This is a genomic window from Pyxidicoccus sp. M6 (assembly GCF_055568925.1).
Genome location: NZ_CM145714.1, coordinates 8,975,366 through 9,000,872 on the forward strand (window position 1 = coordinate 8,975,366; position 25,507 = coordinate 9,000,872).

The window sequence follows — 25,507 nt, forward strand, 5'->3', positions numbered from 1 at the left end:
ATGGCACTGACTCCGGACCAGAAGCGCGCGCGGCTCGCTGAGCTGCTGCGCGAGAAGAACCGTCAATTTCAGCGCGCCCCGGCCTCCTTCGCGCAGGAGCGCATGTGGATTCAGGAGCGGCTCGCTCCGGGCAGTGCCACGCTCAACGTCTCCGTCTCCGTCCGGCTCTCCGGAGCGCTGGATGACGAAGCGCTGCGCCGCGCGCTCAACGAGTTGGTGCGCCGCCACGAGTCGCTGCGCACCACCTTCGTCGAGCAGGACGGACGTCCCTTCCAGCAGATTGCCTCGACGCTCGAGCTGCCCCTGCACGTCGTGGAGCTCCGCGAGGACGAAGTCTCCGAGCTTCTGCACGTCGAGGCGCGCCGCCCCTTCGATTTGGAAAAGGGCCCGCTGCTGCACGCCGTCCTCTTCCGCCTCGGCGCCAGCGAGCACGTGCTGCTCCTGAGCCTGCACCACATCGTCACCGATGGCTGGTCCATGGGCGTCATGGTGCGCGAGGTGGCCGAGCTCTACGCGGCCTTCACCGAGGACCGTCCCTCACCCCTGCCCTCGCTCCCGCTCCAGTACGCCCGCTTCGCCGAGTGGCAGCGCGAGTGGCTGCAAGGCGAGTCGCTGGAGACGCAGCTCGGATACTGGCGTCAGCGGTTGGACCCCAACGCCGTGCTCCAGCTCCCGGGTGACAGGCCACGCCCCGCCGCTTCGTCCGCGCGAGGCGCGCGTCACACCGTCTTCCTGCCGCGGGCCCTGGCGCAGTCGCTCAAGGAGCTCGGCGCGAGCGAGGGGCGCACGCTCTTCTCCGTGCTGCTCGCGAGCTTCAACGTCCTGCTCCACCGCTACTGCGGCACGGACGACGTCACCGTGGGCACGCCCATCGCCGGCCGCAACCGCGCGGACCTCGAAGGGCTCATCGGCCTGTTCGTCAACACCCTCGCGGTGCGCAGCGACTTGTCCGGCGACCCGACCTTCCGCGAGCTGGTGGGCCGCGTGCACGAGACGGCCCTGGGCGCCTTCGCCCACCAGGAGCTTCCCTTCGAGAAGCTGGTGGAGGTGCTTCAGCCCACCCGTCACCTCAATGTCCCGCCGCTGTTCCAGGTGATGTTCGTCCTGCAGAACGCGCCGCTGCCTCCCGTGCAGTTGCCCGGCCTGCTGATGCACGCGCAGCCGGTGGACTCCGGCGCGGCCCGCTTCGACCTGACGCTCATCGCCGCTGAGGACGACGCGCGAGGCCTGCGCCTCACCGCTGAGTACAGCACGGACCTCTTCGACGAGAGCACCGTGGCGCGGCTGCTGGGCCACCTGCACACGCTGCTGCAGGGCGCCGTCGCGCGTCCCGAGGCGCGCCTGTCCGAGCTGCCGCTCGTGGACGAGGCCGAGCGGCACCGACTGCTTCAGGAGTGGAACGGCGCCCGCGCTGATTACCCCGCGGACGCCAGCCTCCACACGCTCATCGAAGCGCAGGTGGAGCGCACGCCCGACGCGGTGGCGCTCAGCTTCGAAGGCCAGAGCCTCACGTACCGTCAGTTGGATGAGCGCGCCAACCAGCTCGCGCACCACCTGCGTGGGCTGGGCGTCGGCCCCGAGGTGCGCGTTGGCCTCTTCCTGGAGCGCTCGCTGGAGATGGTGGTGGCACTGCTGGCCACGCTGAAGGCCGGCGGGGCCTACGTGCCATTCGACCCGGCGTACCCGGCTCAGCGCCTCGCGTGGATGTTGGAGGACTCCGCCGCGCCGGTGCTGCTCACGCAGCAGAGACTGTTGCCCGAGCTGCCACCCCACTCTGCTCGCGTGCTGTGCCTGGACTCGGAGTGGCCGGAGGTGGCGCGCCAGCCGGTGTCCCGTCCCGTGCCGCTCGCGGGCCCGGACGCGCTGGCCTACGTCATCTTCACGTCCGGCTCCACGGGCCGGCCCAAGGGCGCGATGAATGCGCACCGGGGCGTCGTCAACCGGCTGTTGTGGATGCAGCAGGAGTACGGCCTGACGTCCGCGGACACGGTGTTGCAGAAGACGCCGTTCAGCTTCGACGTGTCCGTCTGGGAGTTCTTCTGGCCTCTCATGACGGGCGCGCGGTTGGTGGTCGCGAAGCCCGGTGGCCACCAGGACCCCGCGTACCTCGTGAAGCTCATCGCGGAGGAGCGCGTCACCACGCTGCACTTCGTGCCATCCATGCTCCAGGTGTTCCTGGAGGAGCCGGGGCTGGAGCGGTGCACTTCGCTCCAGCGCGTGGTGTGCAGCGGTGAGGCCCTGCCGCTGGAGCTGGCACAGCGCTGCCTGCAGCGGCTGCCCGGTGCCGGGCTGCACAACCTCTACGGCCCCACCGAGGCGGCCGTCGACGTCACGTATTACGCGTGCGTGCGCGAGGAGCCGCACCGCTCGGTGCCCATCGGCCGGCCCGTCGCCAACACGCAGATTCGCCTGCTGGACGCGCACCTGCGGCCGGTGCCCATCGGCGTGCCGGGCGAGCTGTTCATCGGCGGCGTGCAGGTGGGGCGCGGCTACCTGGGCCGGCCGGAGCTGACGGCGGAGCGCTTCATTCCGGATGCCTTCAGCGACACGCCGGGCGCGCGGCTGTACCGCACCGGCGACGTGGCGCGCTGGTTGGCGGACGGCACCGTGGAGTACCTGGGCCGTGCCGACTTCCAGGTGAAGGTGCGCGGCCTGCGCATCGAGCTGGGTGAAATCGAGTCCGCGCTGGAGCAGCAGTCCGCCGTTCAGCAGGCGGTGGTGATGGCGCGAGAGGACCGCGCCGGAGACAAGCGCCTCGTCGCGTACGTCGTCGGTGGCGCGGAAGTCACGGTGGAGGCGCTGCGCGACGCGCTCGCGGCCCGGCTGCCCGAGTACATGGTGCCGTCCGCCTTCGTCGTGCTGGAGGCGTTCCCGCTGACGCCCAGCGGCAAGGTGGACCGCAAGGCCCTGCCCGTCCCGGAAGCGGCCTCCACCACCGAGTATGTGGCGCCTCGCTCTCCCACCGAGGAGAAGCTCGCCGCTCTCTGGTCCGAGGTGCTGCGCCTGCCCCGCGTGGGCGCGAAGGACCACTTCTTCGAAGCGGGCGGCCACTCGCTGCTGGCCACCCAGCTCATCTCCCGCGTGCGCGGGGCCTTCGGCGTGGAGCTGCCGCTGCGCGCCGTGTTCGAGGCCCCCACGCTGGAGGCCTTCGCTCGCCGCATCGAGGCCGCCGCGCCCCAGGACTCCGCGTCCGCCGTGCCGGCCCTGGTGCCCGTGCCTCGCACGGCTCCGCCCCCGCTCTCCTTCGCGCAGCAGCGCCTGTGGCTCCTCGACCAACTGGAGCCCAACAGCCCCGCGTACAACATCCCCTCCGCCCTGCGTGTGACTGGAGCGCTGGACACCGAGGCCCTGCGCCGGAGCTTCGAGGCGCTGGTCCATCGCCACGAGTCGCTGCGCACCACCTTCCGCGAGGAGCCCACCGGCCCCGTCCAGGTCATCGCTCCTCCCGCCGCCGTCCCGCTGGACGTCATCGAGCTGAGCCACCTGCCCGAAGACGCTCGCGAGGCCGAGGCGCGCCGCCTGGCGACCGCCGAGGCGCTGCGTCCCTTCCACCTCTCCACGGGCCCCCTGCTTCGCGCCTCGCTGCTGCGCCTGGGCGCCGAGGCGCACGTGCTGCTGGTGACGATGCACCACATCGTCTCGGACGGCTGGTCCATGGGCGTGCTGGTGCGTGAGCTGGTCGCCTTCTACGGAGCCTTCTCCTCCGGGCGGCCCGCATCGCTGTCCCCGTTGCCGGTGCAGTACGCGGACCATGCCCTCTGGCAGCGCCAGTGGCTGCGGGGCGAGGTCCTGGAGCGGCAGCTCGGCTGGTGGCGCAAGCAGTTGGACGGGGCCCCCGCGGCCCTGGAGCTGCCCACGGACTTCCCCCGCCCGCCGATGCAGTCCTTCCGGGGCGACGCGGTTCCCGTCAACCTGCCGCGCTCGCTCTCCAGGGCCCTGCTGGTCCTGTGTCAGGCCGAGGGCGTTACCCCCTTCATGGCCCTGCTGGCCGGCTTCCAGGCCCTGCTCTCCCGCTACTCGGGCCAGGACGACGTGAGCGTCGGCAGCGCGATGGCGGGCCGCACCCGCGCGGAGACGGAGGGCCTCATCGGCTTCTTCGTCAACACGCTGGTGTACCGCACGCGCCTGCACGGAGACCCCACCTTCCGCGAGCTGCTGGCCCGCGTGCGCGACACCACGCTGGAGGCCCACGCCCACCAGGACCTGCCCTTCGAGAAGCTCGTCGAGGAGCTGAGGCCCGTGCGCGACACGGCGCGCTCCCCGCTGTTCCAGGTGAACTTCACCTTCCAGAACATGCCCACCGGCGCGCTGGAGGTGCCGGGGCTGCGCATCCAGACGCTGCCCATCGAGGGCGGCACGGGACGCTTCGACCTCACGCTGGTGCTGACCAACACGACGCAAGGGCTGTCCGGCACCCTGCAGTACGCCACCGACCTGTTCCGCGCGGAGACGGCCCGCCGCTTCGTCTCGCACCTGCAATTGCTGCTGGAGGGCGCACTGAGCAGGCCCCACCTGCGCCTGTCCGAGCTGCCGCTGCTGACCGACGCGGAGCGCCGCCAGGTGCTGGAGGAGTGGAACGCCACCGCCGCCGACTTCCCGAGCGAGTCGTGCCTGCACACCCTCTTCGAGGCCCAGGCCCGACTCACTCCGGACGCGCTGGCGCTCGTCTTCGAGAGCGAGCGTCTCACGTACCGGCAGCTCGATGAGCGCGCCAACCAGCTCGCGAACCACCTGCGTGGGCTGGGCGTCGGCCCCGAGGTGCTCGTGGGACTGTGCGTGGAGCGCTCGCCGGAGCTGGTGGTGGGCATGCTCGCCATCCTCAAAGCGGGCGGCGCCTTCCTCTGCCTGGACCCGGCTCACCCCACGGCCCGCATCACGCTGATGCTGGAGGACTCCGGCCTCCAGGTGTTGGTGACGCACGAGGCGCTGCTCGACCAGCTCCCCGCGTCCCTCGCCTGCGTGCCTTGCTGCCTCGATGCCGATGAAAGAGCCATTTCCCGGCAGCCCTCCACCGCGCCTGGCGTGGACGTGCTCGCCGCCCAGCTCGCCTACGTCATCTACACCTCGGGCAGCACCGGCCGGCCCAAGGGCACCCTCCTGAGCCACCGAGGCCTGTGCAACTCCGCGCTCGCAGCGGTCCGGGCCCACCGGCTCTCCGCGTCCAGCCGCGCCCTGCAGTTCGCCTCGCCGACGTTCGACGCCGCCATCCTCGAAATCTTCGCGCCCCTGCTCGCGGGTGCCACGCTCGTGATGGCGCCGAGAGAGCGGCTGCTGCCGGACGTGCCGCTGCGCACGCTGCTGAGCGAGGGGGAAGTCACCACGGCGACGCTGACGCCCTCGGTGCTGGCGCAGCTGTCGTCCGATGAGCTGCCCCTGCTGCGCACCGTCATCTCCGCGGGTGAAGCGCTGCCCGCCGAGGTGGCTCGGCGCTGGAGCCAGGGCCGCACCCTCCTCAACGCCTACGGCCCCACCGAGGCCACGGTGTGCGCCTCCATCACCCCGGAGTCCGTCTCTCCCGCCGAGCCCTCCATCGGCAAGCCCTGGCCCAACACGCGGCTGTACGTGCTGGACTCGAACCTGCGGCCGGTGCCCGTGGGCGTGCCGGGTGAGTTGTTCATCGGCGGCGTGGGACTGGCGCGTGGCTACCTGCGCCGTCCGGACCTCACCGCCGAGCGCTTCATTCCCCATCCGTTCAGCACCGAGCCCGGTGCGCGCATGTACCGCACCGGAGACCGCGTGCGCTGGCGGTCCGAGGGCGAAATCGAATACCTGGGGCGGACGGACTCGCAGGTGAAGCTGCGCGGGTTCCGCATCGAGCTGGGCGAGGTGGAAGCCGCGTTGGAGGCACACCCGTCCGTGCGCCAGGCCGTGGCCATGGTGCGTGAGGACGTGCCCGGACTGCGGCGGCTCGTGGCGTACGTGGTGCCGGTGGAAGAGGACGCGGTTGACACGGCCACGCTGCGCAGCTCGCTCCAGCAGCGGTTGCCCGAGTACATGGTGCCCTCCGCCATCGCCGTGCTGGAGGCATTGCCTCTCAGCTCGAGCGGCAAGGTGGACCGCAAGGCCCTGCCTTCGCCGGACGTGGCCACCGCGTCCGCCGAGGTCTACGTCGCCCCGCGCACTCCCACCGAGGAGCGGCTGGCCGCGCTCTGGGCTCAGGTGCTGCACGTGGAGCGAGTGGGCGCGGAGGACCACTTCTTCGAGGTGGGCGGCCACTCCCTGCTGGCCACGCAGCTCATCTCCCGCATTCGCGCCGCCTTTGGCGTGGAGTTGGCGCTGCAGGTCATCTTCGAAGCACCCACGCTCTCGGCGCTCGCCCGCAGGTTGGAGGAGGCACAGCCCGTGGGAGCGCCCCAGGCTCCTCCACTGCTGCCGGTGCCTCGGACGAACGCACTGCCGCTGTCCTTCGCGCAGCAGCGACTGTGGTTCCTGGACCAGCTCGACCCGGCCAGCTCCCTCTACAACATGCCCGCGGTGCTGAGGCTGCGGGGCACGCTGGACGCCGACGCGCTGGAGCGGAGCCTCACCGAGCTGATGCGCCGTCACGAGTCGCTTCGCACCATCTTCCGCGGCGAACCAGAAGGCCCGGTGCAGGTCATCCAGGAGGCCGTGCCGCTGCCGCTGTCCGTGGCGGACCTGTCCGGCCTCCCCGAGGAGCAGCGACAGGCCGAAGCCCGCCGGCGGGTGGGTGAAGAAGTGCTGCGCCCGTTCAGCCTGTCCGAGGGCCCGCTGGTGCGCGCCGCGCTGCTGAAGCTGGCCTCCGACGAGCACGTGCTGTCGCTCACCCTCCACCACTCCGTCTCGGATGGTTGGTCCATGGGCGTGCTGGTGCGTGAGCTGGCGGCGCTCTATCCCGCCCTTGCCGCGGGCCAGCCCTCGCCCCTGGCAGAGCCCTCGGTGCAGTACGCCGACTTCGCCGTCTGGCAGCGCGGGTGGCTGCGAGGGGACGTGCTGGAAGAGCAGTTGGGCTGGTGGCGCGAAGCATTGTCCGGAGCGCCGCGCTCGCTGGAGCTGCCCACCGACAAGACCCGTCCCGCGGTGCAGTCCTCGCGTGGCGCCCTGCTGCGCGTCGAGCTCTCCGCTCCCGCGTCCGAGGCGCTGGAGGCGCTGTGCCACCGCGAGGGCGTCACGCCCTTCATGGCACTGCTCGCCGTCTGGCAGGTCCTGCTGAGCCGCTATTCGGGTCAGGAGGACTTCGTCATCGGCTCGCCCATCGCCGGCCGCAACCGCACGGAGCTCGAGGGCCTCGTCGGCTTCTTCGTCAACACGCTGCCGCTTCGCGCGCGGCTCTCGTCACGGGAGTCCTTCTCCGCCCTGTTGGCGCGCGTGCGAGATACCACCCTGGGGGCCTTTGCCCACCAGGACGTGCCCTTCGAGCAGGTCATCGACGCGTTGCAGGTGGAGCGGGACCTGAGCCGTCCGCCCCTGGCGCAGGTGCTGTTCGCCCTGCAGAACGCGCCCATGCCGGCGCTGGAGCTGCCCGGTCTGTCCCTGGAGACCGTGGAGTTGGAGGGAACCACCGCGCGGTTCGAGCTGGAGCTCAACCTGTGGCGCCTGCCCCGGGGCTACTCCGGGCAGCTCAGCTACAACACGGACCTGTTCGAGGCGGGCACTGCGGCGCGCATGGCGGAGCACTTCCGCACGCTGGTGGAAGCGCTGCTCGCTCAGCCTGATGCGCCCATGGGGCTCATCCCCATGCTCACGGCGGAGGAGCGCCGGCAGGTGCTCGTGGAGTGGAATGCCACGGCCACCGAGTACCCGCGTGGCTCCACCCTGCCCGAAGTGTTCGCGCAGGTCGTGGCTCGCCATGGCGACAAGGTCGCTGTCGAGTTCGGCGAGGAGAAGCTCACCTACCGCCAGCTCGATGAGCGTGCCAACCAGCTCGCGTGGCACCTTCGCGCCCTGGGTGTGTCCACCGACTCGCGCGTGGCGCTGGCCGCCGAGCGTTCGCTGGAGCTGATTGTCTCGCTCGTCGCCATCCTCAAGGCCGGTGGCGCCTACGTCCCGCTGGACTCCTCGTACCCGCGTGAGCGCCTCGCCGCCATGGTGGAGGACGCGCGTCCCACAGTGCTCGTCACCACGCGCGAGCTCTTGGAGAAGCTCCCCGCCGAAGGCCTGTCCACCGTCGTCCTGGGAGAAGTGTCTCTAGAGGGGCAGCCCACGCATGCGCTGCCTCCGGCCGCGCTCCCGCAGAGCCTCGCGTACATCGACTTCACCTCCGGCTCCACGGGCCGGCCCAAGGGCGTCGGTACTCCGCAGTCCGCAGTGCTGCGCACCGTCTTCGGCAACGACTACGCGCACCTCGGGCCGGATGAGACGTTCCTCCTCATCGCGCCTGTCTCCTTCGACGCCTCCACCCTTGAACTCTGGGGCCCGTTGCTCCACGGCGCAAGGCTCGTCGTCTTCCCGCCCCACTCGCCTTCCGACTTGAAGGAACTGGAGTCGGTGTTGGTGAAGCACGGCGTGACGACGCTGCACCTCACCTCGGGTCTCTTCACCCAAATGGTGGAGAACAACCTCTCCGGGTTGAAGAGCGTGAAGCAACTGCTCACCGGTGGCGACGTGGTGAGCGCGCCGCATGTGCGCCGCGTGATTGAAGAGCTGCGTATCCCGGTGACGGCCTGCTACGGCCCGACGGAGACCACTCTCTTCGCCTCCACCCACCGCATGACGGCGGTGGAGCACGTCGGCACGTCCGTTCCCATCGGCAAGCCCATGGGCAACACGCAGGTGTACCTGCTGGACGCCTCCGGCCAGCCCGTGCCCTCCGGCGTCACCGGCGAGCTGTTCATCGGCGGTGACGGCGTGGCCCGCGGCTACGTCGGCCAGCCCGCCCTCACCGCCGAGCGCTTCGTCCCCGACTCCTTCTCCGGCGTCCCCGGCGCGCGGCTCTACCGCACCGGAGACCTGGCTCGCTGGCGCAAGGACGGCGTGCTGGAGTTCCTCGGCCGCGCCGATGCCCAGGTGAAGGTGCGCGGCTACCGCATCGAGCTCGCGGAAGTCGAAGCCGCGCTTCTCGCCTTCCCCGACGTCGCCCAGGCCGTGGCCCTGGTGCGCGAGGACGTCCCCGGTGACAAGCGCCTCGTCGGCTACGTCGCCGCGCCCGAGTCGCTCGACGTCTCCGCCCTGCGCTCCACCCTCAAGCAGCGGCTGCCCGAGTACATGGTGCCCTCCGCCCTCGTGCGCCTGGACGCCCTGCCTCTCACGGCCAACGCCAAGGTGGACCGCAAGGCCCTTCCCGCTCCGGAGTCCCTGGCTTCCTCCTCCGCCGACTCCTACGTCGCCCCGCGCACTCCCACCGAGGAGTTGCTCGCAGGCCTCTTCGCCCAGGTGCTGCGCCTGCCTCGCGTCGGCGTCCACGACAACTTCTTCGAGCTTGGCGGCCACTCCCTGCTCGCCACCCAGCTCATCTCCCGCGTGCGCTCCACCTTCGGTGCGGAGCTGCCGCTGCGCGCTCTCTTCGAAGCGCCCACCATCGAAGGACTCGCCGCCAGCCTCGCCTCCGCGTCCGCAAGTCAGGCGCCCACCATCCTCTCCGTGCCGCGCACCGGCGCGCTGCCTCTGTCCTTCGCTCAGCAGCGCCTGTGGTTCCTCGACCAGCTCGAGCCCAACAGCCCCGCCTACAACATCCCCTCCGCCCTCCGCGTGTCCGGAGCGCTGGACACCGAGGCCCTGCGAAAGAGCCTCGAAGCGCTGGTGCAGCGCCACGAGTCGCTGCGCACCACCTTCCGCGAGGAGCCCTCGGGCCCTGTCCAGGTCATCGCTCCGTCCGCGGCCCTGCCACTGGACGTCGTCGACCTGAGCCACCTGCCCGAAGACACGCGCCAGTCCGAAGCACTCCGGCTGGCCACCGCCGAGGCCCTTCGTCCCTTCGACCTCGCTTCCGGTCCGCTGCTGCGCGTCTCGCTGCTGCGCCTCGCCTCGCATGAGCACGTGCTGCTGCTGACCCTGCACCACATCGTCTCGGACGGCTGGTCCATGGGCGTGCTGGTGCGCGAGCTGGTCTCCTTCTACGAGGTCTTCTCCTCCGGCCGCTCGCCGGAGCTGGCTCCCCTTCCCGTTCAGTACGCGGACTTCGCTTCGTGGCAGCGCTCCTGGCTGCAGGGCGATGTCCTCCAGGCGCAGCTCGATTACTGGAAGCAGCAGCTCTCCGGTGCACCTGCGCTGCTGGAGCTGCCCACCGACAGGCCTCGCCCCGCCGTCCAGTCCCAGCGCGGCGCCCTGCTACCCGTTCACCTGCCATTGCCGGTGTCCGAAGCGCTCTCTGCCTTCTGCCAGCGCGAGGGCGTCACGCCCTTCATGGCCCTGCTCGCCGTCTGGCAGGTGCTCCTGGCGCGCTACTCCGGCCAGGACGACGTCACTGTCGGCTCTCCCATCGCCGGCCGCACCCGCGCGGAGACCGAAGGCCTCATCGGCTTCTTCATCAACACCCTCGTACTGCGCTCTCGCGTGGCTCCTGAAGCCACCTTCCGCCAGCTGCTCGCCCAGGTGCGCTCCACCACCCTGAGCGCCTACGAGCACCAGCACCTGCCCTTCGAGAAGCTCGTCGAGGAGCTGCAGCCCCAGCGCAGCCTCAGCCACTCGCCTCTCTTCCAGGTCATGCTCGTCCTGCAGAACGCGCCGGCCGCCGCGCTGACTGTCCCGGGCCTGTCCTTCCTGCCGCTGGAGCGTGAAGCCGAAGCCACCAAGTTCGACCTGACGCTCTCCCTGACCCAGACGTCCCAGGGCCTCACAGGTACCCTGGGCTACCGCACGGACCTGTTCGACGTCTCCACCGTCTCCCGCATGGTGGAGCACCTGCGTACCCTGCTGGAGGCCGCGCTCGCTTCCCCCGATGCACGCGTGGGCGAGCTGCCTCTGCTGCCCACCTCCGAACGCCAGCAGGTGCTCGCGCGGTGGAACGACACGCAGCGGGAACTGCCCTGGGAAGGAGCCCTCCACGAGCGCTTCGAGGCCCAGGCCACGAAGACGCCGGACGCCCTCGCGGTCCTCGACGACTCGGACTCGCTCTCCTTCAGCGTCCTCAATCGCCGCACGAATCAACTCGCCCACTGGCTGCGCTCGCGCGGCGTCGGGCCCGAGGTGCGCGTCGCGCTCTGCATGGAGCGTAGCGTGGACATGGTGGTGGCCGTGCTCGCCATCCTCAAGGCGGGTGGTGCCTACGTCCCCATGGACCCAGCCTACCCGCGTGAGCGCCTGGCCTTCATGCTCCAGGACTGCGGCGCTCGACTGGCTCTCACCCAGCGCCACCTCTCCGAGCGGATGGAGGGCTCCGGCGCTGAACCCGTCTATCTGGACGACGAGGCCGTGCGTGCGGAGCTCGTGCGCGAGTCCGACACCAACCCGTCTCGCGTCACCGAGCCCGAGCACCTCGCCTACGTCATCTACACGTCGGGCAGCACCGGCCGTCCCAAGGGCGTCATGGTGCAGCACGCCTCCGTGATGAACCTGCGCGCCGCGCTCGCCTCCGCTGTGTACGCCGGTGCGGAAGGTTCGCTGCGCGTCAGCCTCAACGCGCCGCTCGCCTTCGACGCCTCCGTGAAGCAGCTCATCCAGGTCGCGGACGGCCATGCGCTGTGCGTGGTGCCGCAGGCTGCCCGCGAAGACGTGGCGCTGCTCAAGGCGTGGGTGGAGAAGCACCAGCTCGACGTCCTCGACTGCTCGCCCTCGCACCTGCGACTGCTGCTCGAAGAAGGCCTGGCTGCGTCCCGGCCTCTGCGCGTGCTGGTGGGTGGCGAAGCCGTGGACGAAGCGTTGTGGGCGAAGCTCTCCGCTCACCCCTTCATCCAGTGCTTCAACGTCTACGGCCCCACCGAGTGCACCGTGGACACAACCGCTCGCGCCATTCGCGGTGTGACTCGTCCGACGCTGGGCGGACCGCTGGCCAACGTCCAGGTGTACGTCCTCGACGAGCACATGCAGCCGGTGCCCACCGGCGTCCCCGGTGAGCTCTTCATCGGCGGCGCGGGCGTGGCTCGCGGCTACCTCGGCAGGCCTGAGCTGTCCGCCGAGAAGTTCGTCCCGGACCTGTTCGGAACCACGCCGGGCGGCCGTCTCTACCGCACGGGCGACAAGGTGCGGTGGCTGGCCAACGGTGAGCTGGACTACCTCGGCCGCATCGACTTCCAGGTGAAGCTGCGCGGCTTCCGCATCGAGCTGGGCGAAATCGAGTCCGCGCTCGAAGACGTAGAGGGAATCCGCCGAGCCGTGGTGCTCGCGCGAGAGGACGTGCCCGGCAACCCGCGTCTGGTGGCGTACCTCGTCACCGGTGAAGGGCAGGAGGCGGACACCGCCGCGCTGCGCACCACGCTGCTGCGGAAGCTGCCCGAGTACATGGTGCCCTCGGCCTTCGTTCCGCTGGAGGCACTGCCGCTCAACACCCACGGCAAGGTGGACCGCAAGGCCCTGCCCGCTCCCGACACGGAGACCAGCGCCAGCGCGGCCTTCGTGGCCCCGCGGACGCCTACCGAGGAGACGCTGGCCGCCCTCTGGGCCGAAGTGCTGCGCCTTCCCAGGGTGAGCGTGCAGGAGGACTTCTTCGCGCTGGGTGGTCACTCCCTGCTGGCCACCCAGGTGGTCTCTCGTGTGCGAAGGGCCTTCTCGGTGGAGCTGCCCGTGCGCGCCCTTTTCGAGGCGCCCACCATCGCCGCCCTCGCCCAGCGCATCGACACCACCCAGCGAGACAACGCACCCCAGGCCCCGCCGCTGGTGCCGGTGCCTCGCACTGGCGCACTGCCGCTGTCCTTCGCGCAGCAGCGCCTGTGGTTCCTCGACCAGCTCCAGCCCGGCGGCACCGCCTACAACATGCCCGCCTCCGTCCGGATGGTGGGCACGTTGAATCGGGAAGCCCTCCAGCTCAGCCTGTCTGCGCTGGTGCAGCGGCACGAGTCGCTGCGCACTTCCTTCCGCGAGGAGTCCTCGGGCCCCGTCCAGCTCATCGCTCCGACCGCCACTGTGCCGCTGGGTGTGGTCGACCTGCGCCACCTGCCTGAAGACGCGCGCCAGGCCGAAGCACTCCGTCTGGCGACCGCCGAGGCTCTTCGTCCCTTCAATCTCGCTTCCGGTCCGCTGGTTCGCATGTCCCTGCTGGTGCTCGATGAGCGCGAGCACGTGCTGCTGCTGACCCTGCACCACATCGTCTCGGACGGCTGGTCCATGGGCGTGTTGGTGCGCGAGCTGGTCTCCTTCTACGAGGCCTTCTCCTCCGGCCGCGCGCCGGAGCTGGCTCCCCTGCCAGTCCAGTACGCGGACTTCGCTTCGTGGCAGCGCTCGTGGCTGCAGGGCGATGTCCTCCAGGCGCAGCTCGACTACTGGAAGCACCAGCTCTCCGGTGCACCTGCGCTGCTGGAGCTGCCCACCGACAGGCCTCGCCCCGCTGTCCAGTCCCAGCGCGGCGCCCTGCTACCCGTTCACCTGCCATTGCCGGTGTCCGAAGCACTCTCCGCCTTCTGCCAGCGCGAAGGCATCACGCCCTTCATGGCCCTGCTCGCCGTCTGGCAGGTGCTCCTGGCGCGCTACTCCGGCCAGGACGACGTCACTGTCGGCTCTCCCATCGCCGGCCGCACCCGCGCGGAGACCGAAGGCCTCATCGGCTTCTTCATCAACACCCTCGTGCTGCGCTCTCGCGTGGCTCCTGAAGCCACCTTCCGCCAGCTGCTCGCCCAGGTGCGCTCCACCACCCTGAGTGCCTACGAGCACCAGCACCTGCCCTTCGAGAAGCTCGTCGAGGAGCTGCAGCCCCAGCGCAGCCTCAGCCACTCGCCTCTCTTCCAGGTCATGCTCGTCCTGCAGAACGCGCCGGCCGCCGCGCTGACTGTCCCGGGCCTGTCCTTCCTGCCCCTGGAGAGCGAGGCCGAAGCCACCAAGTTCGACCTGACGCTCTCGCTGGCCCAGACGCCCCGTGGCCTGTCGGGCGCGCTCCGCTACCGCACCGACTTGTTCGACGCCTCCACCATCTCCCGCATGGTGGAGCACCTGCGCACCCTGCTGGAGGCCGCGCTCGCTTCCCCCGACACACGCGTGGGTGAGTTGCCCCTCCTGGCAGCTTCCGAGCGCACACAACTGCTCGAGTCCTTCAACACCGCGACGGAGCAAGTCCCGTCCGTCGTGCCCGTGCACACGCTCATCGAGGCGCAGGCTGCGCGCCGGCCGACGCAGCCCGCAGTGGCTTGCGAGGGAGAAGTCCTCACCTATGCGGAGCTGAATGCCCGGGCCAACCAGCTTGCGTGGCACCTGCGCTCGTTGGGCGTGGGCCCCGACACGTGCGTGGCCCTGTGCCTGGAGCGCTCCGTCGACACGGTGGTGGCGCTGCTCGGCGTCTGGAAGGCCGGCGCCGCGTACGTCCCGCTCGACCCGGCTCAGCCCGCGCTGCGCCTGCAAGCCCTGGTGGAAGAGGTCGCCGCTCCCGTCGTGGTGACGGTGTCCCGCTACGCCGCTTCCTTCGCCTCCGCTTGCGTGCGGATGGATGAGGACGCGGAGCTGCTCGCGCGCCAGCGCACGGATGCGCCGACGAGTGGCGTGTCCGTGGACAACGTGGCCTACGTCCTCTTCACCTCCGGCAGCACCGGCAGGCCCAAGGGCGTCGCCGTCTCTCACGGCCAGCTCGCCCACTACGTCCACGCTGCCACCCAGCGCCTGGGCCTTGCCGACTGCACCAGCTTCGCCCTCGTCTCCACCTTCGTCGCCGACCTCGGCAACACCGTCCTCTTCCCCGCCCTGTGCACTGGCGGCCTGCTGCACGTCCTCTCCCACGAGCGCGCCAGCAACCCCGCCGGCGTCGCCGAGTACTTCCAGCGCCACGCCGTCGACTGCGTGAAGCTCGTTCCCTCTCACCTGTCCGCGCTTCTCACCGCGGCCCAGCCCCGTCACGTCCTGCCTCGCAAGAAGCTGGTGCTCGGTGGTGAGTCCTCCACGTGGGCACTCATGGAGCAGGTGCGCGCGCTCGCGCCCGACTGCGAGGTCTTCAACCACTACGGCCCTACCGAGACGACGGTGGGCGTGCTCGCAGGCCGCGTCCAGTGGCCCACCGAGGGCTCCTCTCCGGCCACCGTCCCGCTGGGACGGCCCCTGGCCCAGTCGCGCCTCTACGTCCTCGACGAGCACCTGCAGCCCGCCCCCATTGGCGTGCCCGGGGAGCTGTACATCGGCGGCTCTCAGGTGACGCGTGGCTACCTCGGCCGTCCGGAGCTGACGGCGGAGAGGTACCTGCCGGACCTCTACAGCCCGACTCCGGGCGCACGCATGTACCGCAGCGGCGACAAGGTGCGCTGGCTGGCGGACGGGCGCGTGGAGTTCATCGGCCGCGCTGACTTCCAGGTGAAGGTGCGTGGCTTCCGCGTGGAGCCCGGTGAAATCGCCACCGTGCTGCGCGAGCACCCCGCCGTGCGCGAGGCCCTCGTCGTGGCTCGCGAGGATGTCCCCGGCGACAAGCGCCTCGTCGCCTACGTCGTCTCCTCCGAGCCAGTGCCCACCGAAGCCCTGCGCACCTTCCTCCAGGAGCGACTGCCGGCCTACATGGTGCCCTCGGCCTTCGTCGCACTGGAGGCCATGCCGCTGACGCCCAACGGCAAGGTGGACCGCAAGGCCCTGCCGATACCGGAGCTCACTTCCAGCACGGCCACCTACGTCGCCCCGCGCACGCCCACCGAGGAAATCCTCGCCTCCCTCTGGGCCGGCCTGCTGCGCGTCCAGCACGTCAGCGTCGACGACGACTTCTTCTCACTCGGTGGACACTCCCTGCTCGCCACCCAGTTGGTCTCGCGCGTCCGCTCCGCTCTCGGAGTCGAGCTGCCCCTGCGCGCTCTCTTCGAGGCACCCACCGTCGCCGCGCTCTCCTCCCGCATCGAGTCGGCCCGTCTGTCCGCTTCGGGGCCCCAGGCGCCCGCCATCCTCCCCGTCCCCCGCTCCGGGCCCCTGCCTCTGTCCTTCGCCCAGCAGCGCCTGTGGTTCATCGACCAGCTCCAGCCCGGCGGCTCCTCCTACAGCATGCCCCGCTTCGTGCGCATGGAGGGCCCTCTCGACGTCGCCGCCCTGCGCCGGGCCTTCGCGGAGTTGGTGCAGCGCCATGAAGCGCTGCGCACCACCTTCATCCAGCACGAGGGCCAGCCCCTCCAACTCATCGCCCCTCACGCTGAGCTTCCACTCGACGTCGTGGACCTCAGTGGCCTGGAGCCCCAGGCCGCCCAGGCGGAGCTGGAGCGGCAACTGCGCGAAGCCACGCTGAAGCCCTTCAACCTCTCCACCGGCCCGCTGGTGCGCGCCGGCCTCTGGAAGCTGGGCCCCACCGAGCACGTGCTCTCGCTCAACATGCACCACATCGTCTCGGACGGTTGGTCCATGGGCGTCCTGGTGCGTGAAGTCGCCGCGCTCTACAACGCCTTTGCTCACGGCAGGCCCTCGCCTCTCACCCCGCTGTCCCTCCAGTACGCCGACTACGCCGTCTGGCAGCGCGATTGGCTCCAGGGCGAAGTGCTCGACGCTCAGCTTGCGTATTGGAGCCGGCACCTCGCGGGAGTCGCCCCGCTACAACTGCCCATCGACAAGCCCCGCCCGGCCGTGCAGACCTTCCGAGGCGCCCAGGTCCCCGTCGAGCTGTCGCTCACCACTTCCGGCAAGCTCAAGGCCCTGTGTCAGCAAGAGGGCACCACGCCCTTCATGCTGCTGCTTGCAGCATTCCAGGTGCTGCTGTCGCGCTACTCCGGCCAGGAGGACATCGCCGTCGGCACGCCTATCGCCGGCCGTCAGCGCGGCGAGCTCGAAAACCTCATCGGCTTCTTCGTCAACTCGCTGGTGATGCGCGCACAGGTGGACTCGAGTCTCTCCTTCCGCGACCTGCTGCGGCAGGTGAGGGAGTCGGCGCTGGGAGCGTACGCGCACCAGGACGTGCCCTTCGAGCGGCTGGTGGAGGAGCTGCAGCCCACGCGCGACCTGAGCCGCAGCCCGCTGTTCCAGGTGTTCTTCGCCCTGCAGAACGTCCCCGCGGCCACGCTGCGGAATGAGGAACTGACGTTGAGCCCGATGGAGGTGGAAAACCCCTCCATCAAGTTCGAGCTGCAGCTGAGCCTGGCGGACTCGCCCGAGGGCTACCAGGGCGTGCTGGGCTACAACACGGACCTGTTCGAGGCGGGCACTGCGGCGCGCATGGCGGAGCACTTCCGCACGCTGGTGGAAGCGCTGCTCGCTCAGCCTGATGCGCCCATGGGGCTCATCCCCATGCTCACGGCGGAGGAGCGCCGGCAGGTGCTCGTGGAGTGGAATGCCACGGCCACCGAGTACCCGCGTGGCTCCACCCTGCCCGAAGTGTTCGCGCAGGTCGTGGCTCGCCATGGCGACAAGGTCGCTGTCGAGTTCGGCGAGGAGAAGCTCACCTACCGCCAGCTCGATGAGCGTGCCAACCAGCTCGCGTGGCACCTTCGCGCCCTGGGTGTGTCCACCGACTCGCGCGTGGCGCTGGCCGCCGAGCGTTCGCTGGAGCTGATTGTCTCGCTCGTCGCCATCCTCAAGGCCGGTGGCGCCTACGTCCCGCTGGACTCCTCGTACCCGCGTGAGCGCCTCGCCGCCATGGTGGAGGACGCGCGTCCCACAGTGCTCGTCACCACGCGCGAGCTCTTGGAGAAGCTCCCCGCCGAAGGCCTGTCCACCGTCGTCCTGGGAGAAGTGTCTCTAGAGGGGCAGCCCACGCATGCGCTGCCTCCGGCCGCGCTCCCGCAGAGCCTCGCGTACATCGACTTCACCTCCGGCTCCACGGGCCGGCCCAAGGGCGTCGGTACTCCGCAGTCCGCCGTGCTGCGCACCGTCTTCGGCAACGACTACGCGCACCTCGGGCCGGATGAGACGTTCCTCCTCATCGCGCCTGTCTCCTTCGACGCCTCCACCCTTGAACTCTGGGGCCCGTTGCTCCACGGCGCAAGGCTCGTCGTCTTCCCGCCCCACTCGCCTTCCGACTTGAAGGAACTGGAGTCCGTCCTCACGAAGCATGGCGTGACGACGCTGCACCTCACCGCCGGCCTCTTCACCCAGGTGGTGGACCACAACCTCTCGTCCCTGCTCGGGGTGAAGCAACTGCTCACCGGTGGCGACGTGGTGAGTGCTCCTCACGTGCGCCGTGTGATTGAAGAGCTGCGCATTCCCGTCACGGCCTGCTACGGCCCAACGGAGACCACCCTCTTCGCCTCCACCCACCGCATGACGGCGGTGGAGCACGTCGGCACGTCCGTTCCCATCGGCAAGCCCATGGGCAACACGCAGGTGTACCTGCTGGACGCCTCCGGCCAGCCCGTGCCCTCCGGCGTCACCGGCGAGCTGTTCATCGGCGGTGACGGCGTGGCCCGCGGCTACGTCGGCCAGCCCGCCCTCACCGCCGAGCGCTTCGTCCCCGACTCCTTCTCCGGCGTCCCCGGCGCGCGGCTCTACCGCACCGGAGACCTGGCTCGCTGGCGCAAGGACGGCGTGCTGGAGTTCCTCGGCCGCGCCGATGCCCAGGTGAAGGTGCGCGGCTACCGCATCGAGCTCGCGGAAGTCGAAGCCGCGCTTCTCGCCTTCCCCGACGTCGCCCAGGCCGTGGCCCTGGTGCGCGAGGACGTCCCCGGTGACAAGCGCCTCGTCGGCTACGTCGCCGCGCCCGAGTCGCTCGACGTCTCCGCCCTGCGCTCCACCCTCAAGCAGCGGCTGCCCGAGTACATGGTGCCCTCCGCCCTCGTGCGCCTGGACGCCCTGCCTCTCACGGCCAACGCCAAGGTGGACCGCAAGGCCCTTCCCGCTCCGGAGTCCCTGGCTTCCTCCTCCGCCGACTCCTACGTCGCCCCGCGCACCCCCACCGAGGAGTTGCTCGCCGGTCTCTTCGCCCAGGTGCTTCGCCTGCCCCGCGTCGGCGTCCACGACAACTTCTTCGAGCTCGGCGGCCACTCCCTGCTGGCCACCCAGCTCATCTCCCGCGTCCGCTCCACCTTCGGTGCGGAGCTGCCGCTGCGCGCTCTCTTCGAAGCGCCCACCATCGAAGGACTCGCCGCGAGCCTCGCCTCCGCATCCGCAAGCCAGGCGCCCTCCATCCTCTCCGTGCCTCGCGCCGGCGCGCTGCCTCTGTCCTTCGCACAGCAGCGCTTGTGGTTCCTCGACCAGCTCGAGCCCAACAGCCCCGCCTACAACATGCCCGCCTTCGTGCGGCTGGAGGGACCACTCGATGCTGAGGTGCTGCGGCGCAGCCTTGCCGCGTTGGTGCAGCGCCATGAAGCGCTGCGCACCCACTTCATCCAGCAGGAGGATCAGCCGCTCCAGCTCATCGTTCCTGACATCGAGTTGCCGCTCACCCAGGTGGATCTGAGCGGCCTCGCGCCCGAAGCCGCCCAGGAGACGCTGCGAGACCAACTGCGTGAAGACAGCCAGCGGCCGTTCAACCTCGCCACCGGACCGTTGGTGCGCGCGAGCCTGTGGAAGCTGGGCCCCGCCGAGCACGTGCTGTCGCTCAACATGCACCACATCGTCTCGGACGGCTGGTCCATGGGCGTGCTGGTGCGCGAAGTCGCCGCGCTCTACGAAGCCTTCGCGGCCGGCCAGCCCTCGCCCTTGGCGCCTCTGCCCATCCAGTACGCCGACTACGCTGTCTGGCAGCGCAACTGGCTCCAGGGCGAAGTGCTCGATGCGCAGCTCGCCTTCTGGCGTCAGCAGCTCTCCGGAAACACGCCCCTGGAGCTGCCCACGGACAAGCCCCGTCCGCCCATGCAGACCTTCCGAGGCGACCGGATTCCTGTCTCCCTGACGCTCGCCGCTTCCGAGAAGCTCAAGGCCCTGGGCCAGCAGGAGGGCGCCACGCCCTTCATGCTGTTGCTGGCCGCCTTCCAGGTGCTGCTGTCGCGGTACTCCGGTCAGCAGGACATCTCTGTCGGCTCGCCCATCGCGGGCCGCCAGCGCGGTGAGCTCGAAGGCCTCATCGGATTCTTCGCCAACACCCTGGTGTTCCGCGCCCACGTGGAGGGCCGTGACTCGTTCCGGCACCTGCTGCGTCAGGTGAGGGAGTCGGCGCTGGGGGCGTACGCGCACCAGGACGTGCCCTTCGAGCGTCTGGTGGAAGAGCTGCAGCCCACGCGTGACCTGAGCCGCAGCCCGCTGTTCCAGGTGCTCTTCAGCGTGCAGAACGCGCCCACGCCCGAGTCCACGCCGCGGAAGCACGCGCTGTCGCTACAGCCGCTGAAGGTGGAGAGCTCCACGGCCAAGTTCGAACTGCAGTTCAACCTGACCGACACGACAGAGGGCTACCAGGGCTCGCTGGGCTACAACACGGACCTGTTCGAGGCGGGCACTGCGGCGCGCATGGCGGAGCACTTCCGCACGCTGGTGGAAGCGCTGCTCGCTCAGCCTGATGCGCCCATGGGGCTCATCCCCATGCTCACGGCGGAGGAGCGCCGGCAGGTGCTCGTGGAGTGGAATGCCACGGCCACCGAGTACCCGCGTGGCTCCACCCTGCCCGAAGTGTTCGCGCAGGTCGTGGCTCGCCATGGCGACAAGGTCGCTGTCGAGTTCGGCGAGGAGAAGCTCACCTACCGCCAGCTCGATGAGCGTGCCAACCAGCTCGCGTGGCACCTTCGCGCCCTGGGTGTGTCCACCGACTCGCGCGTGGCGCTGGCCGCCGAGCGTTCGCTGGAGCTGATTGTCTCGCTCGTCGCCATCCTCAAGGCCGGTGGCGCCTACGTCCCGCTGGACTCCTCGTACCCGCGTGAGCGCCTCGCCGCCATGGTGGAGGACGCGCGTCCCACAGTGCTCGTCACCACGCGCGAGCTCTTGGAGAAGCTCCCCGCCGAAGGCCTGTCCACCGTCGTCCTGGGAGAAGTGTCTCTAGAGGGGCAGCCCACGCATGCGCTGCCTCCGGCCGCGCTCCCGCAGAGCCTCGCGTACATCGACTTCACCTCCGGCTCCACGGGCCGGCCCAAGGGCGTCGGTACTCCGCAGTCCGCAGTGCTGCGCACCGTCTTCGGCAACGACTACGCGCACCTCGGGCCGGATGAGACGTTCCTCCTCATCGCGCCTGTCTCCTTCGACGCCTCCACCCTTGAACTCTGGGGCCCGTTGCTCCACGGCGCAAGGCTCGTCGTCTTCCCGCCCCACTCGCCTTCCGACTTGAAGGAACTGGAGTCGGTGTTGGTGAAGCACGGCGTGACGACGCTGCACCTCACCTCGGGTCTCTTCACCCAAATGGTGGAGAACAACCTCTCCGGGTTGAAGAGCGTGAAGCAACTGCTCACCGGTGGCGACGTGGTGAGCGCGCCGCATGTGCGCCGCGTGATTGAAGAGCTGCGTATCCCGGTGACGGCCTGCTACGGCCCGACGGAGACCACTCTCTTCGCCTCCACCCACCGCATGACGGCGGTGGAGCACGTCGGCACGTCCGTTCCCATCGGCAAGCCCATGGGCAACACGCAGGTGTACCTGCTGGACGCCTCCGGCCAGCCCGTGCCCTCCGGCGTCACCGGCGAGCTGTTCATCGGCGGTGACGGCGTGGCCCGCGGCTACGTCGGCCAGCCCGCCCTCACCGCCGAGCGCTTCGTCCCCGACTCCTTCTCCGGCGTCCCCGGCGCGCGGCTCTACCGCACCGGAGACCTGGCTCGCTGGCGCAAGGACGGAGTGCTGGAGTTCCTTGGCCGCGCTGATGCCCAGGTGAAGGTGCGCGGCTATCGCATCGAGCTCGCGGAAGTCGAAGCCGCCCTGCTGGCCTTCCCAGACGTGGCCCAGGCCGTGGCCCTGGTGCGCGAGGACGTCCCCGGTGACAAGCGCCTCGTCGGCTACGTCGCCGCTCCTGAGTCACTCGACATGGCCGCCCTGCGCTCCGCCCTCAAGCAGCGGCTGCCCGAGTACATGGTGCCCTCCGCCCTCGTGCGCCTGGACGCCCTGCCTCTCACGGCCAACGCCAAGGTGGACCGCAAGGCCCTTCCCGCTCCGGAGTCCCTGGCTTCCTCCTCCGCCGACTCCTACGTCGCCCCGCGCACTCCCACCGAGGAGTTGCTCGCAGGCCTCTTCGCCCAGGTGCTTCGCCTGCCTCGCGTCGGCGTCCACGACAACTTCTTCGAGCTTGGCGGCCACTCCCTGCTCGCCACCCAGCTCATCTCCCGCGTGCGCTCCACCTTCGGTGCCGAGCTGCCGCTGCGTGCCCTCTTCGAAGCGCCCACCCTGGAAGCACTGGCCCGGCACGTGGACCAGGCCTCGCGAAACACCGGCCTGCCCGAGCTGACCGCGACGCCCGTGGGCCCGCGGGCGCCACTGTCCTTCGCTCAGCAGCGTCTGTGGTTCATCGACCAGCTCCAGCCCGGCACGGCGACCTACAGCGTGCCGCACCTCCTGCGCCTGCAGGGACCGCTGGACGCCTCCGCGCTGGAGCGCGCGTTCTCCGAGCTGGTCCGCCGCCACGAATCCCTGCGCACCACCTTCCACCAAGAGGCCGGTGAGCCCTTCCAGCTCATCTCCCCGCACTCGCCCTTCGTCCTCTCCGTCGTCGACATGTCCTCCCATGAGGACCGGGAGGCCGAAGCCCGCCGCCTCGCCACGGAAGAGGCGCGGCGCCCCTTCGACCTGGCCTCCGGCCCGCTGCTGCGCGCGCTGCTGCTGATCCTGGACTCGCGTGAGCACCTGCTGCTGCTGAACCTGCACCACATCGTCTCGGACGGCTGGTCCATGGGCGTGCTGGTGCGTGAGCTCAGCACCCTCTACCGAGCCTTCGCCGCCGGCCAGCCTTCGCCGCTCCCCGAGCTGCCCGTGCAGTACGCCCACTACGCCGTCTGGCAGCGCTCATGGCTGCACGGCGACAGCCTCGAACAGCAGCTCTCCTGGTGGCGCCAGCACCTGGAGGGCGCGCCGCACGCGCTGGAGCTGCCTACCGACTTCCCACGCCCGCCCGCGCAGTCCTTCGCCGGCGCCAGCGTCCACTTCCAACTGCCCGAGCCGCTGAGCCACTCGCTCCAGTCGCTCTCGAATCAGCACGGCGCCACCCTCTTCATGACGCTGCTGGCGTCCACGCACGCGCTGCTGTCGCGCTACAGCGGCCAGGACGACATCGTCGTCGGCTCCCCCATCGCGGGCCGCCGCTTCGCCCAGCTCGAAGGCCTCATCGGCTTCTTCGTCAACACGCTCGCGCTGCGCTCGCGTCTGCACGACGACCCGTCCTTCTCCCAGCTCCTGGCCCGCGTCCGAGAGACGACGCTGGGGGCCTACGCCCACCAGGACGTCCCCTTCGAGAAGCTGGTGGAGGAGCTGCAGCCCCAGAGGGACCTGAGCCGCTCTCCGCTCTTCCAGGTCATGCTCGTGCTCCAGAACGCGCCCCGGCCCGCCGCTGCGGCGCAGCCCGAGGCGCTGTCCGTGCTCCCCGTGGAGACGGAGAGCCTGGGCGGAGCGAAGTTCGACCTCACCTTCACGTTCACACAGTCGCCCCAGGGGCTGGTGGGCTCAATCACGTACAGCACCGCGCTGTTCCGTGAAGACACCGTGCGCCGGCTCGTCACCCACCTGCGCATGCTGTTGGAAGGGGCGGTGAGCCGGCCCGAAGCTCGCCTGTCCGAGCTGCCGCTCATGGACGCCGCCGAGCGTCAGCAGGTGCTGCTCGACTGGAACGCCACGCGCTCCGACTACCCGCGCGACGCCACCATCCACGAGCTGTTCCAGGCCCAGGCCCGGCTCACTCCCGATGCGGTGGCCCTCGTTGCCGGCGGAGAGCACCTCACCTACCGCCAGCTCGACGAGCGCGCCAACCAGCTCGCCTGGTACCTGCGCTCGCTGGGCGTCTCTCCCGGCACTCCCGTCGCGCTGGGCCTGGAGCGCTCCTTCGAGCTCATCATCTGCCTGCTCGGCATCCTCAAGGCGGGCGGAGCCTACGTGCCGCTGGAGACGGCGTACCCCCGCGAGCGGCTCGCGCTGCTGCTGGAGGACTCGGGCGCCGCGCTGCTGCTCACGCACTCGCATCTCGCCAGCAGCCTGCCGCCCTTCTCCGGTCGCACCGTGCTGCTGGACTCGGAGTCCGACCTCCTCGCCCGCCAGCCCACCCACGCTCCCACGTCCGAGATGCAGGCCATGGGGCTGGCCTACGTGATGTTCACCTCCGGCTCCACCGGCCGGCCCAAGGGCGTCATGGTGACGCACCGGGGCGTGGTGCGTCTGGTGTGCGGCACGTCCTTCCTCCAGTTCGGCTCGGAGCACGTGTTCCTCCAGATGGCGCCCGTCGCCTTCGACGCTTCCACGCTGGAGATCTGGGGCGCGCTGCTCCATGGCGCCCGCCTCGTCATCGCGCCGCCGCACGTGCTCTCGCTGGAGGAGCTTGGCGCCGTGCTGCGCCAGCACGAGCCCACCACGCTCTGGATCACCACCGCCCTCTTCGCGCAGATGGTCCTGCACCAGGGCGAGGTCCTGGCCCGCGTGCCCCGAGTGCTGGCCGGTGGCGAGGTGATGCCCACCCAGCGCATGCGTGAGCACCTCGCGCGCATGGCGTCGGGTGCACTGTTCGTCCACGCCTACGGCCCCACCGAGAACACCACCTTCTCCACCACCCACACCCTCCGCCCGCATTCGGCGGTGGGCCACTCCGTTTCGATCGGGCGGCCCATCTCGCAGTCGACCATCTACGTGCTGGACGCCTCACTCAGGCCGGTGCCGGTGGGCGTGCCTGGAGAGCTGTACGTGGGCGGAGACGGCCTGGCCTGGGGCTACCTGGGCCGGCCGGAGCTGACGGCCGAGCGCTTCATCCCCGATGGCTTCAGCGACACCCCGGGCGCGCGCCTCTACCGCACCGGCGACGTGGCGCGCTGGCTGGCGGACGGAACGCTCGAGTTCATGGGCCGCACCGACTTCCAGGTGAAGGTGCGTGGCTTCCGCATCGAGCCCGGCGAGGTGGAGGCCGTGCTGCGCCTGCAGCCCGGCGTGCGCGATGCGCTCGTACTGGCGCGAGAGTACAGCGCCGGCGACAAGCGCCTGGTGGCCTATGTCGTGGGCGGCGCGGACCTCTCCAGCGAAGTGCTGCGCGAGGCCCTCGCGTCGCGCCTGCCCGATTACATGGTGCCCTCGGCCTTCGTGCTGCTGGAGGCCTTCCCGCTGACGGCCAACGGCAAGGTGGACCGCAGGGCGCTGCCCGCCCCGGACACCTCGGCCTCCGCTGCCGAGTACGTCGCGCCACGCACTCGCACCGAGGAGCAGTTGGCGACGCTCTGGGCCGAAGTGCTGCGCCTGCCCCGCGTGGGCCTGCATGACAACTTCTTCGAAGCGGGCGGCCACTCGCTGCTGGCCACCCAGCTCGTCTCCCGCATCCGCGCCAGCTTCGGCGTGGAGTTGCCCCTGCGCGCCGTCTTCGAAGCCGCCACGCTGGAGGCCCTTGCTCGTCGAATCGAGGCCGCGGCGCCCCAGGACTCCGCGCCGCCCCTGGTGCCGGTGCCGCGCACGACGCCGCCCCCGCTCTCCTTCGCGCAGCAGCGGCTGTGGGTCCTCGAACAGCTCCAGCCCGGTGGCTCCGCCTACAACATCCCCACCGCGGTGCGCATGTCCG

At 70.3% G+C, this 25,507-nt stretch carries 1 protein-coding gene (only partly in view); it reads left to right on the forward strand.

Annotated features, from left to right (window positions below):
• Positions 1–25,507: the 5' portion of a non-ribosomal peptide synthase/polyketide synthase gene (locus tag ACVTJA_RS35280; protein WP_465826301.1), read on the forward strand. It continues 20,036 nt past the right edge of the window; the window shows 25,507 of its 45,543 coding nt (coding positions 1–25,507); its start codon is at positions 1–3; its stop codon lies off the right edge, out of view.